The 17,424-nt window shown below is 73.4% G+C and carries 14 protein-coding genes and 1 pseudogene; 4 read left to right on the top strand and 11 right to left on the bottom strand.

What is annotated here, in order from left to right; all coding sequences use genetic code 11:
• From ACFQSB_RS38865 to ACFQSB_RS38830, 8 genes are all read right to left on the bottom strand, one after another.
• Positions 1 to 196 (bottom strand): hypothetical protein (locus ACFQSB_RS38865; protein ID WP_380832276.1); only part of this gene is annotated, 196 nt, incomplete at its 3' end.
• The gene (locus ACFQSB_RS38860; RefSeq protein ID WP_380832274.1) at positions 193 to 408 is read right to left on the bottom strand and encodes a DUF6760 family protein; all 216 of its coding nucleotides are present in this window, start codon (positions 406 to 408) and stop codon (positions 193 to 195) included. The genes ACFQSB_RS38860 and ACFQSB_RS38865, both read right to left, overlap by 4 nt.
• Entirely contained in the window at positions 318 to 716 is a 399-nt protein-coding gene (locus tag ACFQSB_RS38855; protein WP_380832272.1) for a hypothetical protein, read from the bottom strand. The genes ACFQSB_RS38860 and ACFQSB_RS38855 overlap by 91 nt, the downstream gene beginning before the upstream one ends.
• Positions 717 to 718: 2 nt before the next feature.
• Entirely contained in the window at positions 719 to 1,147 is a 429-nt protein-coding gene (locus ACFQSB_RS38850) for a phage tail protein (RefSeq protein WP_380832271.1), read from the bottom strand.
• A gap of 17 nt (positions 1,148 to 1,164) precedes the next feature.
• Positions 1,165 to 3,126 carry a phage tail sheath subtilisin-like domain-containing protein gene (locus ACFQSB_RS38845; protein ID WP_380832269.1) on the bottom strand — a complete coding sequence of 654 codons (1,962 nt, stop codon included), beginning with the start codon at positions 3,124 to 3,126 and terminating at the stop codon, positions 1,165 to 1,167.
• An 18-nt stretch (positions 3,127 to 3,144) separates the two neighbouring features.
• The gene (locus ACFQSB_RS38840; protein ID WP_380832267.1) at positions 3,145 to 3,972 is read right to left on the bottom strand and encodes a Pvc16 family protein; all 828 of its coding nucleotides are present in this window, start codon (positions 3,970 to 3,972) and stop codon (positions 3,145 to 3,147) included.
• Between the two features lie 12 nt (positions 3,973 to 3,984).
• Positions 3,985 to 6,114, bottom strand: a complete 2,130-nt coding sequence (locus ACFQSB_RS38835; protein WP_380832264.1) for an eCIS core domain-containing protein — start codon at positions 6,112 to 6,114, stop codon at positions 3,985 to 3,987.
• The gene (locus tag ACFQSB_RS38830; protein ID WP_380832263.1) at positions 6,111 to 8,258 is read right to left on the bottom strand and encodes an AAA family ATPase; all 2,148 of its coding nucleotides are present in this window, start codon (positions 8,256 to 8,258) and stop codon (positions 6,111 to 6,113) included. Before ACFQSB_RS38830 ends, ACFQSB_RS38835 begins: the two co-directional genes overlap by 4 nt.
• Positions 8,259 to 8,504: 246 nt before the next feature.
• Between ACFQSB_RS38830 and ACFQSB_RS38825 the strand changes: the two genes are divergently transcribed.
• On the top strand, positions 8,505 to 9,749 hold the full coding sequence (locus ACFQSB_RS38825; protein ID WP_380832261.1) for a coiled-coil domain-containing protein: 1,245 nt from the start codon (positions 8,505 to 8,507) through the stop codon (positions 9,747 to 9,749).
• A 56-nt stretch (positions 9,750 to 9,805) separates the two neighbouring features.
• Entirely contained in the window at positions 9,806 to 9,940 is a 135-nt protein-coding gene (locus ACFQSB_RS38820; RefSeq protein WP_380832259.1) for a hypothetical protein, read from the top strand.
• Positions 9,941 to 10,058: 118 nt separating this feature from the next.
• Here ACFQSB_RS38820 and ACFQSB_RS38815 read toward each other — a convergent pair whose 3' ends face one another.
• The gene (locus ACFQSB_RS38815) at positions 10,059 to 13,577 is read right to left on the bottom strand and encodes an AfsR/SARP family transcriptional regulator (protein ID WP_380832257.1); all 3,519 of its coding nucleotides are present in this window, start codon (positions 13,575 to 13,577) and stop codon (positions 10,059 to 10,061) included.
• Positions 13,578 to 13,831: 254 nt separating this feature from the next.
• Between ACFQSB_RS38815 and ACFQSB_RS38810 the strand changes: the two genes are divergently transcribed.
• Entirely contained in the window at positions 13,832 to 15,031 is a 1,200-nt protein-coding gene (locus ACFQSB_RS38810) for an SGNH/GDSL hydrolase family protein (protein WP_380832255.1), read from the top strand.
• Between the two features lie 35 nt (positions 15,032 to 15,066).
• Here the strand turns inward: ACFQSB_RS38810 and ACFQSB_RS38805 are convergent.
• Positions 15,067 to 15,300, bottom strand: a pseudogene (locus ACFQSB_RS38805) (YciI family protein); the annotation flags it as partial.
• Between the two features lie 104 nt (positions 15,301 to 15,404).
• Positions 15,405 to 16,097: a TetR/AcrR family transcriptional regulator gene (locus tag ACFQSB_RS38800; protein WP_380832253.1), complete on the bottom strand. Its 693-nt coding sequence runs from the start codon at positions 16,095 to 16,097 to the stop codon at positions 15,405 to 15,407.
• 53 nt (positions 16,098 to 16,150) lie between these two features.
• Between ACFQSB_RS38800 and ACFQSB_RS38795 the strand changes: the two genes are divergently transcribed.
• Positions 16,151 to 17,377 carry an FAD-dependent oxidoreductase gene (locus ACFQSB_RS38795; protein ID WP_380832252.1) on the top strand — a complete coding sequence of 409 codons (1,227 nt, stop codon included), beginning with the start codon at positions 16,151 to 16,153 and terminating at the stop codon, positions 17,375 to 17,377.
• Positions 17,378 to 17,424 lie beyond the last annotated feature (47 nt).

Below are 17,424 nucleotides of genomic sequence, written 5' to 3'. Positions count from 1 at the left end.
GGTCGGCCACGCGCGCGGGCGGCGGCCTGAGGACGACCTGCGCCGCCGCGGGACGGGCGGCCGATGGCAGCGGGCGGGCCCGCGCCGCCAGGGTCAGCGGCGGCGCCGGACGCCGCACCGGCGCAAGACGCCACCGCGCCGACAACGCCCGCGCCCACGAGCGCACGCCGAGAGCCCGGCCCAGCATGGCGGTCACCCCGCCGCCTCGGTAAGGCGGGCGTTCAGCGCCGAGATCTCGGCGACCCAGCGCCGCCGCTCGGAGTGCTCCAGCTCCAGGACCTCCGAGCGGGGCCAGTGGAAGTGGAAGGCGAGGAAGGCTACCTCTTCGTAGAGAGCGTCGAGGAGGTAGCCGGAGATCCCCCCGGGCCGCTCAGCTCCGACTCGAAGTCGTGCGCGCAACTCGGGCATGACACCCGGATGCGCGGGTCGCCGGTCAGGTTCACCTGGTTGTAGAACTCCTGCAGGTAGGCAAGGTCGGCGGCGAACAGGTTCTCCACCACCTTCGGCGTCACCACGGGCAGCGCGCCGAGCCGGGTGATCACTCGTGACAGCAGGATGACGATGAGGTACGCCTCGTTGCCCTGCACTCGCGCGTCCCGCAGGGGCAGGATCTCGTCGGCCGCGGTGGCCAGCCTCATCACGCCGTCGCGGTGCAGCGTGCCGTCCTCGTCGAGGAATCCGATGGGCAGGCGGAAGTCGTGCTCTGTGGCGATCACGGTCAGCCTCTCGTCAGGCGTTCGTAGGCCAGTTCCAGCATGTCGATGGCCACGGCGTTGCCGGTGGCGTTGAAGTCGGGGCCGTCCCACTTGGTGGGCCAGGCGTCGAAGAAGTTCCAGCGGACCTTCTCGGTGACCCCGTCGATGTCGATCACCACGATGCTGCCGTTCCTGCGCCGGATCCGGCCACTGGCGATGTCGGAGAACCAGTCGAACAGCTCACGGCCGTCGGTGAGCCCCCACTTCAGCGTGATGTTGCTGTACTTGGTCATGGTGGGCAGCTTGCGCACCGAGGGGGCCTGGTTGCCCTCGCGGTACTCGTGGGGCTCGACCGAGGCTCCGAAGCCCGTGCACTCGGTGAACCCGGCCTGGCGGATGCCGTCCAGTTCCACCAGGAAGTTGTAGTTGCGGTACGGATCCACGCGCGCCATGGCGGGACCTCCTCTCGTCAGCCTTCGCTGACCTCGGCGCCGCCGTCCCAGATGCCGATGCGGACGACGACGAACTCGGCGGGGAAGGCCGGCTGGACGCCGATCTCCATGTGCAGGCGGCCCAGTTGGCGTTCGCTGAACGGGTTGAGGGTCTCGTCGATGCGGACGTAGTAGGCCTCTTCGGCCGTCGCGCCGAAAAGCGCGCCGTCGCGCCACTGCGTGTTGAGGAAGGCGTCCAGCGAGCGCTTGAGCCGCTGCCAGAGCCCGAGGTCGTTCGGCTCGAACACCGCCCAGGCGATGCCCTCCTGGATCGACTCCTCCAGGAACAGGAACAGCCGCCGCACGCTCACGTACTGCCAGTTGCGGTCGGTCGCCGTGGTCCTCGCCCCCCACAGCATCGGGCGGCCGCCGCTCTGGAAGACCCGGATCACGTTGATCCCGGCGAGGTTGAGCTCCCCCTGCTCGGCGTTGGTCAGGCCGGCGCCCGGCTGGATGCCGACGACGCCGTTGAGCGGCACGTTGGCGGGGGATTTGAACACACCCGCCTGCCCGTCGACGCGGGCGATCGCACCGCACACGTGCCCCGACGGGGGGACCAGCAGGGGACGGCCGCCGTCGGCCGGGAGCACCCGCACCCAGGGGTAGTAAAGGGCCGCGTATCCCCGGGCGGAGTCGAGACCGAGGCGCTGCCGGTCCACGCCGCCCGTCGCGCCGGCCGAGAACGGCGCCAGATCCGCCGAGGAGGAGTCGAGCACCCCGAACCGGTCCTGCAGTGTCTCGCAGTCCTCGATGATGCGCTTCTGTACCGCGTCCCGGCCGGCCGCGTCCGGCGCGGCCACCAGGTTGACGTCGTCGATGGGGCGCAGCGCGGCCAGGGCCCGGATGTAGTCCTGGTCGGACAGGCCCGCCAGGTTCTCGGCCGTTCCCGCCGCGAACGCCGTCGCAGGCACGTCCTTCGGGACGTCGTTCGGCGGCGCGGCCGACGACGGCAGCGGCGTCACCGTGACCGGCCCGTTCCCTCCGTTGAGCACATCGAGGTAGAACCGCGGGTGCGCCGGGTCGGGCGCGAGCCGCGGGTACGGGGTGACGGCCGTCCCCTTCAGGACGTCAACGTCGAACTCCTCGGATAGGACCGTCGGCTGCGGGGAGGAGGGGTCAAGGCTGAACGCCTGGGCGAGCCCCTGCCGGAGGGTCACCCGGTAGATCGTCCCCGAGGGCTCGGGCTGGACGGCGATGACCGTCTGCGTGTCGGTGAAGACGCTCCCAGCGGGGCCCTGACTGAAGGTCAGCGTGGTGCCGGGCACCAGCTCGCCCGGGTTGAGGGCGGCGCCGGTCTTCACGCGCAGGACGGTGGTGCCGGCGTCGGCGTCCGCCAGCCGCATCGTCAGCGGCGCGGTCTCCGGCCGCATGTCGGACGCCAGGCGGATCGTGGCGCCCTGGACCTGGGACACCAGCACCCGGGGGTTGGCGGGACCGAGCCGCAGCAGGTCGCCGGGACGGAACCGGGCCGCGTCGGCGGCGGCGGCGGTCGTCACCTCGCGCGGGTTCGCGCCCGCCGTGTAGTCCGCGCTCGGCCGGTACAGCTCGCCTTGGACGGTGTGACGGCCGGTGACCCGCAGCCGCAGGCCATCGCCGGCAGCGCCGAGGTCGCGCGCACGGACCTCCAGCAGCGGCTGGTCGGTCACGTCGTTCAAGGTCAGCGTCGCGTACGTCGCGTTGCTGACCCGCACGACGTAGCACGTCTGGCCGCCGTTCTCGAAGAACCCGCGCACGGCGTACCAGAGGTGGTGACCGGGCACCGGTGAGGCCCCGAACACACTCTGGAAGTTCTCCCACCGGGTGATCTTGATGGGGGTGTCCTTGTCGCCGGTCGCCGCCGGGCCGACGAAGGCCGCGGTCGACGTGCCGACTCCTTGGATCGGGGGCGCCGGGGCGAACTCGTCGATGTAGACGCCGGGATAGGACGTTCGTACGGCCATGCCACTGCCCTTCTGCTGTCACTGGAAGCTCACGTCGTATTCGCCGGTCGCGCTCGGTACGCGGACGTCCCTGACGGCGTCGGCCCGGCCGATCGCGCGGGCCCGCAAGGTGTAGGCGCGGTCCGGGACCAGGCGGGTGAAGCGGAACCGGCCCTCGGCGTCGCTGATCTCGACCGTGCCGAGCTGTTCGATCAGCACCCACGCGCCCGCCACCGGACGCCCGCCCGCGTCGCGCACGGTGCCGCCGACGTCGGCCGACCGGTCGCCGCCCGGCAGGAAGGCCGTGTCCAGCGTGGTCGCCAGCGGGCCGTCGAGGCCGGCGCCCATCGCCAGCTCCACGGTCACCAGCAGCTGGAACGCGGGCCTGGGCGGCACTCCCATGGCCGCCCAGAAGTCGCCGGCGTTCTGGTTCGGGTCGAGCTGGGCGACCATCGTGGGCAGCGGGTACTCGGGGTTCGACAGCCCGCCGCGCAGCGCCTCCGCCGGAATCCGGGGGAACCGGCTGAGCCAGGTCAGAGCCTGCCCGAACAGCCGGTGCTCGGCGGCCACCCGCACGTCGCCGACGCCGCCGCCGCCCCAGGCCGTCACGATGTAGGAGCAGTCGGCCCGCACGGCCGGGCGCCTGCGCACGTACCCGTCTCCGTGCCGCTCCACCACCGGAACCGGGTGGCGGAGCTCGCGGTTCTCGCGCACCTCGTACAGGAACAGGTCCACGGTCGGCTGGCCCGGCGTGAAGCCGCGGTCCGGGGCCTCGAAGCTCACCTGAGCCCCCCGCAGCTCCGCCATCTCCGTCGCCGGCGAGCGCCCCAGCAAGGCCCCGAGCGTCGCGTCAAGATCGTGGAACATCGTCGGTCGCTTTCAAGGGATGAGTCCCTTCTTCCGGGCGCTTCGTGTCTCTTTGATGGCATTCTCGAGATCGGGTAAATACTTGGCGAACCTGCCGTTGTCGCCGTATTTATAAAATGCGCGCAATTCCCGGACCAGGGTGTCGAAATCGTATTTGGCATAGTGCGCCGCGCCTCGCCAGGTCGCGAGAATCCCGCCTTTCCAGCGACTGAGGGCGCGGTGGAATCGCCGGTGCAACTTGGCGGGGATCTTGGTGAGCGTCTGCTTGGCCCAGCCCCGCAGATATTTGGGGAAGGAGTGGTGCAGGTGGCAGACGAGTTTGCTTTCGTGGCAGGCGCCGAGGAGGCGGCGGAAGATGGCGCGGATCCGCTCGAAGAATCCGGCCAGGCGCTCGCCGAGTTCCGCGAAGGCCGTCCTGGCCGCGGCGGCGATCTTGCGTATCGCGCCGATCGCCGGTTCGAGCAGCGAGTGGATGCCACGGAAGACGGCGATGAAGCCGTGCTCGATCTTCGTGGCGATCTTCACGATGAACGAGATCGCCGGTTTGAGCGCGGCCTTCACGCCGGTGACGGCCGCGCCGCCCCCCGCCGTCGCGGCCGCGAAGGCCACCTCCCAGAGGGCCTGGCCGGTGACCTCGCCGGCGAACGTGCCGGCCTCCTGCTCGCTGCCCTTCGCGTTGACGGCGTCGACCAGCGCTCGCGCGAGGTCGCCGCCCTTCTCCCTGGCGAGGTCCTTGCCGGCCGTCCACATGCGGGACACCGCCTCGACGACGAGCTGCGGGTTGCGCGCGTACTCAAGGACGGTCTCCCGCAGTGACGCCGACCGCTCGCGAAGGCCGTCGAAGACCCCCTTCAGCTCGGCGACGAGTGCCGCCATCTCCTCCGGCAGCCCGCCGATGGCGTCGGCGACCTGGCCGAGGAGCTGCCACAGCTTCGGCACTGCCCGCACCAGGTCGTACACCAGGACGAAGACGCCGAGCATGCCGTCGATGAAGAAGCCCCTGGCCAGGCCGGTGAGGAAGGCCTTGTTGAACCCGGCGTTCCGGCCTGCCAGGATCCCGGCGATCTTGTCCATCGCCCGGACCTTCTCCTCCGGCCTGACCTCGGGCGAGCGCAGCCGGGCGATGAAGCCGGCCAGCCCGGCGCGGAAGAACGGCCACAGGAGGCCGAGCCGCGTGTTGTCCGGGAGCGCGCCGACCGCCTCGGCGGCGACGTCCAGCGCCTTGTCGACGAGACGTTCCTTGGTCTCCCGGCTCAATGAGAGCCATCCGGCTCCGGCGAGACCCGAGAGGCTGAGCGATGCCGGCACCGTCCACGCCGAGGCGGGCTCGTCCTGCCCGGCGCCGTCCTCGGGGGCGCGTGCGAGTGCCCCCGGCGCCTGCTGGACCACGTGGGTCAGCTCATGTGCGAGCAGATGACGACCTTGCGGAGTCTCCGGGGCATACCGCCCTTGGCCGAAGACCACGTCCGTGCCCACCGTGAAGGCCTTGGCCCGCACGGCTCGCGCGGCGCGCTCGGCCGCGCCTCCGGTGTGGATCCGGACCCCGTCGAGGTCGGCGCCCAGCCGGTCCTCGAAGAAGTCGCGGTCGGCGGGGCGCAGCGGATGCCCCCCGCCGATCCCGGCCGTGATCGTGCCGACGTCGACCGTGTGGCCGCCGGCCGGATTCCCCTGCAGTCCCGGGCCGTCGCCCGTCTCTGAGGAGCCGGTCGCGGTCGTCCCCCCGTTCGAGCCTGCGGCGGCGCGTCTCACCTCGTCATGCCCGCCGCACCCCGAGCAGCCTCCGTCCTGGTCCGCGCAGCGTGCGACGGCGGGTCCGTCGGCTCCGTTCCGATCCGCGCAGCGGGCGACGGCCGGCGCGTCGCCTCCGCCCTGGTCGGCGCAGCGCGCGACGGCGGGTCCGTCGCCGGGGCCCTCGGCAGAGGTGATCGCGGTGGCGGTGCGTTCGGCTTCCTGCTCCACGGCGTCGTGCGGCGTGGTGACCGGCAGCCGCGACCGGAGGGCGCCGCTCATCGCCCGGTTGCCCGCGGCCCGCGCGAGCGCGCGCAACCCCTCGGCCGCGCCGGCGGACCGGGGCCTGACCCGGGCGGCGGAGGCCGATCGGGCGACGGACGACGCCGGGGCCTGCGCCCTCTCCCGGGTCATGCCCGCGCCGCCTGGGCGATCGTGGCCGGCGCCGGATCGGCGGCCGCGGCGGGCGCCCCCTCGGTCCAGGGCGCCAGGTCGTCGTCGGTGAGAACTCTGCCCATCTTGTGGTACTCGCGCCGGGCCGCGTGCAGCAGGTCGTCCATGGAGATCGGGGCGGGCCCGCGCGCGGCGGCGAGGTAGGCGGCGGCCAGCACGATGTTCTTGATCGTGCCACCGGAGATCCGCATCCCTCGCGCCAGCATGGACAGGTCGACGCCGGAGTCCACCTCGCTCTCGGGAGGGAAGTGCGCCTTCCAGATCAGCGCCCGCTGCTCCTCCCCGGGGAAGGGGAACTCCACCACGAACTGCAGCCGCCGCACGAAGGCGTCGTCCATGTTCTGCCGCAGGTTGGACGCCAGGATGGCCACGCCCTCGTACTCCTCCATCCGCTGCAGGAGATAGGCGATCTCGATGTTGGCGTACCGGTCATGGGAGTCGCGTACCTCCGAGCGCTTGCCGAACAGGGCGTCGGCCTCGTCGAAGAACAGCACCGCGTCGCGGGCGGAGAAGATCCGGGCCAAATTCTTCTCCGTCTCGCCGATGTACTTGCTGACCACACCGGACAGGTCGATCTTGTAGAGGTCCAGCCCGAGGTCACCGGCGATGATCTCCGCGGCGGTCGTCTTGCCCGTCCCGGACACGCCGGTGAACAGTGCCGTCACACCTTTGCCCAGCGACAGGCGGCGGCCGAAGCCCCACGTGCTCAGCACCTGGTGACGGTGGGCCACCTGCTGCCTGATCTCCTCGAGCTGGCGGACGGCGTCGTCGGGCAGGACCAGGTCGGCCCAGTCATGCACGGGCTCAATCCGCCGGGCCAGACCTGTGAGGGATGTGCCGCACTGGGCGCGGGCGGCGGTGAGCAGGCCGGGCAGGTCCGGCTCGGCCGAGCGCAGGCGGGCGGCGGTGACGGCGCCGCGGACCTCCTCGGGAGCGAGCTGGAAGCGCCCGGCGAGCTGGTCGAGCTCGTCCTCGGACAGGGTGACGCCGAGGGCCGCGAGGCTCCGCTCCCACTCGCGGCGGCGCTCGGCGGTGCCGGGGGGGCGCGTCTGGAGGGGAACCGTCACCCAGCCGCTCCTGGCGGGCGGCGGCGCGGTCCCGCCGAGCAGCGTGACGGCCCGGTGCTCCGCCAGCGACGCGGCGACCCGGTCGCGGTCCTCCTCGGCGACGTCATCGAAGGACTCCGCCAGCAGCACGGCCCCGCGCAGACCGGCCTCCCTGACGGTGAGCGGCAGCAGCCGGTCCAGATTCTCGCCGGACAGCCGGGCGAGGTCGGCGACCAGCAGCGGGACCCCGGCCTGCGCGGCCAGCCCGGTCGCGAGCCGCCGCCTGGCCGCCGCGTCCGGCCCCGGCAGGTACAGGCGGAGCGGACGCTCCCCGTCCCCGGTGAGGGCCGCGAGCGGGATCTCGCCGGGCATGTCGACGGGACCGCGCCCGGCGTGCCGATCGGACGGATCGAGCAGGCCGGTGGCGCCGGTGGCGCCGGAAGGGTCGACGAGCGCGCAGCATGAGCGCAGTGCGGCGCCGAGGCCGGGGATGCCGAGGAGGTGGCGGGTGACGGCTTCGTCGGCGCGCAACGGCCGCGACCACGCGGGCGTCTCCGGGGCGTCGTCGATCAGGTCGACCAGCCCATGACGGATCAGGGGGGCGTCCGCCACCAGGTGCGCGCGCCTGGCGATCCGCTCCTCGAAGGAGCCGGTCAGCAGGGCGAGCGCGAGGTCGGCGCCAGGCCGGCGGCGGGAGACGTCGTCCTGCAGGAAGGCGTAGACGCGCTCGTAGCGCGGGTGGAGGTCCGGCGACATGGCCATGATCAGGAGCTCCAGCTCGAAGCCGGTCAGCCCGTACGCGTCGGCGAGCCGGGCCGGCCGGGACCGCGCGTCGAGCATGTCCGACAGCGGGCTCATGCCCCTGGGGGCCTGCACCGGATGGGCGTCCCAGGTGGCGAGCAGGTGCACGATGTCCGGCTGGCTGATGTAGAGACCCCGGAACGGGTCACCGGCCGGCTCCGGCCCGTACGACGCGAGTACCCGGTCGACCGCTCCGCGCAGATGCACGTCGAGGCGCGCGACCAGGATCTCCAGACCGTTATCAGGGGCGTCGTCCACGCATCCGACGCTGACGCACGCGGCACTTCCGCGCGCCGGGGGCCGGCCTCGGAATATCCCTAGGATCGCCCCCTTGCCCGGCGGCGGCTACGCGAACCGAGTCCAGGGCCGTCCGTCGGTGGCAGGGGAGGTCGAGTTACTTGCGGGAAGTCTCCTTCTCGTTAGTTGCTCCAGACCTGGAGGACGCAATGGATCGTTGTTTTTGATTTTCAATTTCTGGAAATTCGAAAATGCTAGGATGCGGAGGTGGCGATCAAGGGGGACGAAGGGCAGGCGGGCGTGGGTGAGGCGGGGACGCTGGAGGACACCGCGGCGGGGGGCGCCGGGGCGGTGACGGCGTGCAAGCACTGCGGGGCGGCGATCGAACGGCGCGCCGGGCGCGGCCGGCCCAAGGAGTACTGCCCGCTGGGCGACTGCCAGGCGGCGGCCAAGCGCGAGCGGGAGATGCGTCGCGCCACGCCCGGCCTCGAGGGAGCGCTGGCCCGGGCCGAAGACCTGTACGACCGCATGGAGAAGGGGCTCGCGGCGGCCATCGCCCCGCTGGCGCAGGTGCTGGCCGACGAACTGAGCCCCGCCGGGGTGGAGGCCAAGCTGAGCGCGGTTCAGGCCGAGGCGCACACCCGTGTCGCGATCGCCCGCACCGAGCGGGAACAGGCGTTCGAGCAGGTACGGCTGGCGCGCGAGGCCACCGAGCACGCCCGGCGCGAACGCGAGGAGATGCGCGGACGGGTCCGCGAGGCACAGGCCGAGCGCGACACCGCCCTGTCGGACGCGGAGACCGCCCGCGAGCAGGCCCTGGCCGCCCTGCGCGAGGCGGCCGCCACAGAACGACGCGCCAAGCAGGTCGCCGATGAGGCCGACCGGCGCGCCGCCCGCGCACAGAGCGAGCGCGAGCAGGCGATCCAGCAGATGGGCGAGCGGGTCGAGACCGCGCTGGCCGAGGCGCGCGAGGCGCGCGAGGAGACCGATAGGGCGCGGCAGCTGGCAGAGGAGGCCGGGCGTGACGCCGAACGCGCCACCGCCGAGCGGGACGCGGCGCGCACCGAGGCCGAACTGGCCCGCCGCGCACGCGTGGAGGCCGAGCAGGCCGCCGCCGCGGCGATCGCCCGCGCCCAGGCCGCCGAGGCCGAGCGCGACCGCACGCAGAGCCGGGCCGGCGATGCCGAGCAGGCCAGAGCCGAGGCGGTGGGACAGGCCGCCCGCTCGGCCGCCGACGCCGCCCAGGCGGGCGCCCGCGCCGAGGAGGCCGAGCGGCGGGCCGCGGACCGCGTGCGCGCCGCCGAGGAGCGGGCGTCCACCGCCGTGGCGGGGGTGGCCGAAGGCGATCGCGCCGCCGTCGCCGAACGCGACCGGCTGGCCGCCCTGCTGGAGATCGAACGGGCCAGGGTCGCCGACCTGCGGGCCCAGGCCGACACCCTGCGGGCCGAGTCGGCCCAACTGCGCGAACGCGCCGTCACCGCCGAACTGGCACTGGAGGCCCGCAGGCAGTAGACGCCACCGACGACGCCGGCAGCCGCCGTCGTCGCACCTTTGCCGGTCACGCTGCGGTGAACGCTGCCTCGCCGGCCGGAAAGGAGTCCTGGCCACTGCCGGCAACCGTGGTCGCGACGGGCACGCCCGCGCCGATGGCGCGGGCGACCGTCAACGACCACCTCGCACCCCTGTCGGCGCTGTTCTGCTGACCACGCGCGGCATGTCAGGCCAGTGCGCGATCACCGTGGGCAGGTCGCCCCGGCCGTACCGATGGTCCCCACGGCCGGGACACGGCAGGAAAGGCACGCAGAGGGGAACGGCCGGCGGTCAGGCGGTGCCGTGCATCCTTGCGGCCGGGCCGGCCGCCGTCGCGGCCGTTTCGGTGTCCAGCTCCCAGCCTTTCGCGTACGCCGCGGCGAACTCCTCCCCGCCCAGCGCGGCCTGACCACGGCGGGTGAGCTCGCGGACCTGCGGATCGGTGTGGTCGTGCGCCCCCCGCAGCCGGGCTGCGGCCCCGAGCAGCACGGCCGACTCCTGCCACCGGCCGCGCGCCTCGGCGAGCGCCGCCGCGTTCACCGCCACCAGCGACAGGACCGGCAGCTCCCGGGTCGCCAGCGCCGCCGCGTACGCCTCCTCCAGCGCCTTGTCCGCGCCGTGCAGATCGCCCAGCGCCAGGCACAGCGCGGCCCGTGCGCCGCCGACCAGCGTCCGGGCGTGGTGAGCGGGCAACGCGGTGTCGGCGAGCAGGCCCCGTTCGGCGTCGGCGAGCAGGCGGGCCGCCCTGTCCAGGTCGCCGAGGTACACCCGTAAGCCGGCCTCCCACGCGTCGACCAGAACCAGCATCTCCGGCGAGGACGCGTGCAGCGCCCGTTCACGGGCGGAGTCGATCATCGCGATCGCCTGATCTGTGGCGCCGCGCCGGATGTGCACGTCGATCCAGCGCAGGTCGCCGTAGAGCTGGTCGCCGAGGCTGGGCGAGCCGAACGCGCCGGCCAGCGTCCGGGCCTCGCGCAGGTCGGCCAGCGCGAGATCCAGGTCGTCGTACCGCCGCAGCCGGGCGCGCATCGGCAGCGTGGCGGCCTGGCCCCAGCGGTCACCGGCCTGCCGGAAGCAGGCCAGGGCCGCCTCCACGTGGACACGCATCCGGTCAAGCGCGCCCGCGCTCTCGGCGATCTCGGCCTGGAACACGTGGGCCAGCCCGGACAGCCACACATCGTCGCCGTCGGCCAGGCGCTGGAAGACCGGGAGCGCGGCCTGCTCCTCCCGCAGGAAGAGCAGGACCGGGCCGAACACACGGTAGTGGCCCGGCAGCTCCGGATGCGCGAGGAGCCGGTCGGCCAGCTCGCGCATCTCCGCCCGGTCGTCCGCGGCCTCCCCGGCGGTGATCCCCGACAGGATGTCGGCCCGGTTGAGCAGATGGACGGCTCGGGCGCAGTCGCGCTCGGGCGTAGACCCGCCGCCGGGCACCGCCAGGGCCTCGCCCAGCCAGTAGGCGCCGTCGGACTGGCGGCCTGACATCTGCCAGTACCAGGTCAAGGTCAGGGCCAGGGCGATCGCGCCGCGGGAGTCCTGGGTGGCGCACAGGTGGCGCAGCGCGGCGAGCGTGTTGTCGTACTCGGCGCCGATGGCCTCCAGGGCCGTCAGCTGGTCGGGCCCGCGCAACCGGGGGTCGTGGCGGGCCATCAGCTCGGTGAAGTGGCCGGCGGCCAGATCGCGCGCCGTGCGGAGGTCCCCGGCGACGGTCAGGCGGTCGACGCCGTACTCGCGGATGGTCTCGAGCATGCGGTAGCGGCCGGCGCCGGGCGCGAGCTGCAGCAGTGACCGGTCGACGAGGGTGGCGAGCAGTTCGGGGATCTCGCCGGCGGGGACCGCGGTGCCGGCGCAGACGGCGGTGGCGGAGGCCGGCGTGACGCCGCCGGGCAGGATGGAGACGCGTTCGGCGACCGTGCGCTCGTGCTCGCTCAACAACCGCCAGCTCCAGGCGATGACCGCGCGCAGCGTGCGGTGCCGCGGCGGCGCGGCGCGGCTGCCGGTGGTGAGCAACCGGAACCGGTCGGACAGCCCGTCGGCCAGGTCGGGCAGTGACAGCGTACGCAACCGGGCGGCCGCGAGCTCCAGCGCCAGGGGCATGCCGTCCAGGCCGTGCACCACCCGCACGATGTCGGGCAGCGTGGTCTCGTCGACCTCGAACCCGGGTCGCACGGCGGCGGCCCGCTCGGTGAAAAGACGCACCGAGGCCGCGCTCCGGGCCTGTTCGACGCCGTCGTCCGGGCGGGGCAGCGCGAGCGGGTCCAGCGGCACCAGCGCCTCGCCGTCGATCGCGAGCGGCTCGCGGCTGGTGGCGAGCACCCGCAGCCCCGGACAGCGGGGGAGCAGCGCCGCCACCAGGTGGGCCACGGCGTCGATCAGATGCTCGCAGTTGTCGACCAGCAGCAGGCTCTCCCGGCCGCCGAACTCGCCGACCAGGACGTCCAGCTCCTCGCCCTGGACTCGCGTGCGAGCGGTGGGCATCGCACCGCCCCGCAGCCCGGCACCGGCGAGCACGGCCGTGGCGATCTTCGCCGGTTCGGTGACGGACGCCAGGTCGATGAGCCAGGCGCCGTCGCGGTACTCGTGACGGTGGCGGCGGGCGGCCTCCAGCGCCAGCCGGGTCTTCCCGGCGCCGCCGGGGCCGAGGACGGTGACCAGGCGTCCGGTAGTGAGCAGGACACCGATCCTGGTGAGCTCGTCATCGCGGCCGATGAAGCCGGTCAGCGGTGCGGGCAGGTTGGTGGGGGCGATCCGGCCGGGTTCGCTCACCGCGCTGCCGGCCAAGGCGCCTGAAGCCGCTGCGCTATCGGCCCGGGGAACTGAGGCCGCCGGGCTGCCGGTCTGGGGAACTGAGGCCGCTGCGCTATCGGCCTGGGTACCCGAAGCCGCCGGGCTGCCGGCCCGGGGAACTGAGGCCGCCGGGCTGCCGGCCTGGGCCTTTGAAGCCGCTGCGCTCGCCGGGGCGCCCGAAGCCGTCGGGCCGATCTGGGCGCTTGGAACCGGGCTTCCCGCCGGGGCGCCCCCGGACCAGGCGTCCGGCGCCCGGCCGGTCCGGCCGGGGCGCAGCAGGCGCAGATGGCGTTCCCGCATGGCGGTGCCCGGGTCGGCGCCGAGGAGGTCGGCCAGGGTGTGGCGGACCCGCTCGTACACGGCCAGCGCCTCGGCCTGACGTCCCTGAGCGGCGAGCGCGTCCATCAGCAGCGCCGCCGCCCGCTCGTGGACCGGCTGCTCGGCCAGCATCCCGCTCAGCCGGGCCGCGGCCGCCTCGGCCTGCCCCAGCAACAGCTCGGCCTCGGCGAGGTCGGCGACCGCCTCGATCGACACGTGCGCCAACCGGGTCGCGACCGTCGGCGCGACCGCGGCGATGACCGCGGGTTCGGCGGCAGGGTGGTCGCCCCACAACGCCATGGCCTCGGCGAGCGCGGCGCGCGCGGCCTGCGGGTCGCCTGCTCGCAGTCTCTCCCGACCGGCGGTGGTGAGCTGTTGGAAGCGCAGCGCGTCCACCTCGGCCGCCTCCACCGCCAGCCTGTATCCGCCGGCCGCCTGCACGACCACGCCGTGGGCCGCGCCAGCGGGGGTGAGGGCACGGCGCAGCCGGGAGACGAGGGTCTGCAGGGCGGGGGCGGGGCCGGACGGCGGCTCCTCGGCCCAGATCGCGTCGACCAGCACGCCCGGCTCGACCGCGCGGCCACCGGCGAGCGCCAGCCGGACGAGCAGGCCCTGCAACCGCGCGCCCGGAACCGGCAGGACGGCGTCGCCGCGGGAGACCTGAAACGCGCCGAGCAGCGTGACGCGAAGCCGTGCAACCCCGTCCATTCCCCCATCTTCGCGTGCTCACCTGCGACACCCAAAGCAGGGCGGCGGTGCCAGGGCCGTGTCCGCCGGTGTCCGCCGGTGTCGCCGGGGGGGCCGTCGCGTGTCCGCCGTGTGTCCGCCGCAGGTTTCCCCCCGTGTGTCCGCCGTGTGTCCGCGGCGTGTTCGCCCCGTGTGTGCTCGGTGTGTGCTTCGTGTCAGCGACTCGTCTCATTCTTCCCGTGCCGTACCACCATCACCGACAACGGAGGCGACAGATGACCGAGACGAACGACGCCGGCAACTGGGTCAGGAGCTGGGGCGCCTCGCCCCAGGCGGCCCACGACGGGATCGGCTCGCTCGACGACCACCCGCCCCTCGCCGACGTGACCCTGCGCCAGGTGGTGCGCGTCAGCGGCGGCGGCCACCGGATCCGCGTCCGCTTCACCAACGAGTTCGGGACCGCCCCTTTCACCATCGGCGCGGCCCGGGTGGGCCTCGCGGTGACCGGCGGCGCGGTCCGGCCGGGCAGCGAGCGCGTGCTGACCTTCTCCGGGGCGTCGGCCGTCACCGTCCCGGCGGGCGCGCCGATCCTCAGCGATCCGGTCGACCTGGCCCTGCCCGCCCTCGCCAAGCTGTCCATCAGCCTCTACCTGCCCGGGCGCGTGGAGACCTGTACCTGCCACGACCCCGCCCTGGAGACCGGTTGGACGATTCCGGGCGACGCCGTCGCCGCTCCTGCCGTTCCGGCGAACGCCGGGGTCCTGCCGGTGCGAGCCCTGATCTCCGCCGTCGACGTGCTCCCCGGCGGCCCGGCCAAGGCCATCGTCGTGGTGGGCGACTCCCGTGCCGACGGCGCCGGCTCGACCCCGGACGCCAACCGCAGCTGGCCGGAGTTGCTGGCCGGGCGTCTCGCCGAGCGGGGAATGGACGCCGGCTACCTGTCCAACCAGGGCATCAGTGGCAACCGGATGCTCAACGACGGCATCGGCGCCGCCGTCCTGGCCCGCTTCGACCGTGACGTGCTTGCGACGCCCGGCCTCGGTTACGTGGCGCTCTCCGTGGGCGGCAACGACATCGGCATCTCCTTCGCGCCACGCGACGACGACGGTCCCCTCGCCGGCTTGCTGAAGATGTTCCCCGGCGCGCCGGTGACGACGGACGACGTCATCGCGGCATACCGCCAGCTCGTCGCGCGGGCACGCGAACGCGGCGTGCGGGTCTACGCCACCACGATCGCGCCCTTCGAGGGCGCGGAGATCCATTCGCCGGAGGGCGAGAGCGCACGCCAGAGGGTCAACGAATGGATCCGCACCGGAGGCGCCTTCGACGCCGTGCTGGACTTCGACGCCGTCTGGCGCGACCCCGACCGCCCCAGCCGGATCAGGCAGGACTTCCACTGCGGCGACCACCTGCACGGCAACGACGCCGGCTACCAGGCCCTGGCCGACTCCATCGACCTGTCGCTGTTCGGCTGAGCCGGCCCGCATCAGTCGGTCCGCGGCGTGACGACCGGTGATGACGCCTGGGGGCCGTCTCCACGGTGGTCCGGCGGGCGGACCCACGTGCCCTCCGGGGAGAGCGCCTGGGCGTCGACGAACTCGCCGGTGCGCTCCAGCCGCGCGGCGAAGTCACGCATGTACTGCATGTGGGCCGAGATCTCCTCCGGCGTCTACTGCTCCATCGGCACGTCGTTGACCGCCGCCGGCCCGCCGCGGTAGTGCTTGAGCAGCAGGTACTTGGCCATCGTTGTTCTCCTTGGCGTGGTGTCGGCCCATTGTGGCCGTGTTCACGCCGGGGACGGAGCCGCGCGCCGGTTCTCGACATCCCTTCGGAAAGAGATTTCGGGCGTCATGGCGAGGGCCGGGAGAGTTTGGCGGCCACGGCGTCCAGGACCCATTCCAGGCCGGTGGCGAAGGACGTCGCGGCGTCGGTGTCGGTGCCGTCGTGCACGAACTTGGCGAGCATGGGGAAGCGGCCCGTGGCCAGCATCCTGCTGACATGCGGGCCGAAGGCGCGCTGCCAGTCGTGTTCGGACAGGCCCGTGGCGCGCTCGGCCCGCAGGCCGGCGATCTCGCGTCTGATCGCTCCGATGACGTAGGAGCTGATGGTCTCCGCTGCGCGCACTACGGTGTCGAGGTCGGCGAGGCCGTCGAGGGCGGCCAGTTGGGCCTCGGTCACGGCCAGGGCGTTCGGCCCCAGGGCCGGACGGCCGCCGAGCAGGTCGGCGAACCAGTGGTGGCGGAGGGTGGCCATTCTGGTGCGGTGGGCGTGGGAGCGCAGCGCCTCCCGCCAGTCGCCGGGCTGCTCCTCGGGGAGGATCTCGGCGTGGACCTCGTCCACCATGAGGTCGAACAGCTCCTGTTTGGTGGAGATGTATCCGTACAGCCGCATCGGGCCGGCGTCCAGCCGGGCGGCCACCTTGCGCAGCGACACCGCCTCCAGTCCGCCCTCGTCGGCCAGCGCGATGGCGGCGGCGACGATGCGCTCGCGGTCGAGCGGCGCGGGGCGAGACGGCGGCTCCGGCCGATCCCACACAGTCATGGCTGCATCGTACTGTTGCGATACATCGTCTCACCCAAATACAGTGTATCGACATGAGACATCGTATCGCCGTGATCGGAGCCGGCCCCGCCGGCCTCACCTTCGCCCGCGTCTTGCACCGCCACGATCACCCCGTCACCGTCCTGGAACGCGATCCGGCGCCCGACGCCCGTCCCCCGGGCGGCACGCTGGACCTGCACGCAGGGATGGGCCAGCTCGCGCTGGACAAGGCGGGGCTGTTGACGCGGTTCCAGACGCTGTCGCGTCCCGAGGGGCAGGCCATGCGCATCCTGGACACCGACGGCACCGTCCTGCGCGACTGGCGGCCCCGTCCAGGCGACCGGGCCAATCCCGAGATCGACCGCGGGCAACTGCGTGACCTGTTGCTCGACTCCCTGGACGTGCAGTGGGGAAGGGGCGTGACGCGGGTTGTGCCGGGGGGCCGGGACGGCGTGCTGGTCCATTTCGCCGACGGGCGGCAGGAGAGGTTCGACCTCGTGGTCGGCGCGGACGGCGCCTGGTCCCGGGTCCGCCCGGCGGTCTCGCCCGCGACGCCGCACTACGCCGGCGTCACCCTGGTCGAGACGTCCCTGGACGACGTCGACACCCGCCACCCCGACCTCGCCCGCCTGATCGGCGACGGTTCGGTGGCCGTGTACGGCGTGAACCGCGGCCTGGTCGCCCAGCGCAACAGCGGCGGCCACGTCAAGGTGTACGCCCAGTTCCGCGCGCCGCTGGACCGGCACGCCAACCCGGACCGGCATCTGGGCCTGAACCAGCGCACGAACCTGGACGCGGGCGGGGACACGGGCCTGGACGCGGGCGGGGACACGGGCCTGGACGCGGGCGGGAACGCGGGCCTGGACCTGGCCGACGCCGAGGCCATGCGGTCAGGCTTGCTGGCTCTGTTCGACGGCTGGGCCGCTCCGGTCCTGGACCTCCTCCGCTGCGGCACCGCCTTCGTCCACCGTCCCCTCCACGTCCTGCCCGTGGACCACACCTGGGCCCACGTTCCCGGGGTGACGCTGCTGGGCGACGCCGCCCACCTGATGCCCCCGCTGGGAGTGGGCGCCAACCTCGCGATGCTGGAAGGCGCCGAACTCGCCGAGTCCATCGCCGCCGCCCCCGGTGATCTGGACGAGGCCGTCCGCGCCTTCGAGGAACAGATGTGGGCGCGGGCCGGCAGGTGGGCGAAGATGACGGCGGCCGGTCTCGACCGCCTCGTGAGCCCGGACCCCGCCCAGGCCATCGCCCTGTTCGACGAAGTCCAGTCGTCCTGACCGTCAGCGGCGGCGTCGGCACGGTGACCGCCATGACGGCCGAGCCC

Origin of the sequence: Sphaerisporangium rhizosphaerae, from assembly GCF_042665155.1 — a bacterium.
Lineage (GTDB): Bacteria > Actinomycetota > Actinomycetes > Streptosporangiales > Streptosporangiaceae > Sphaerisporangium > Sphaerisporangium rhizosphaerae.
Note: the sequence above shows the minus strand (reverse complement) of the source record. Positions and strands in the feature narration are given on the sequence as shown.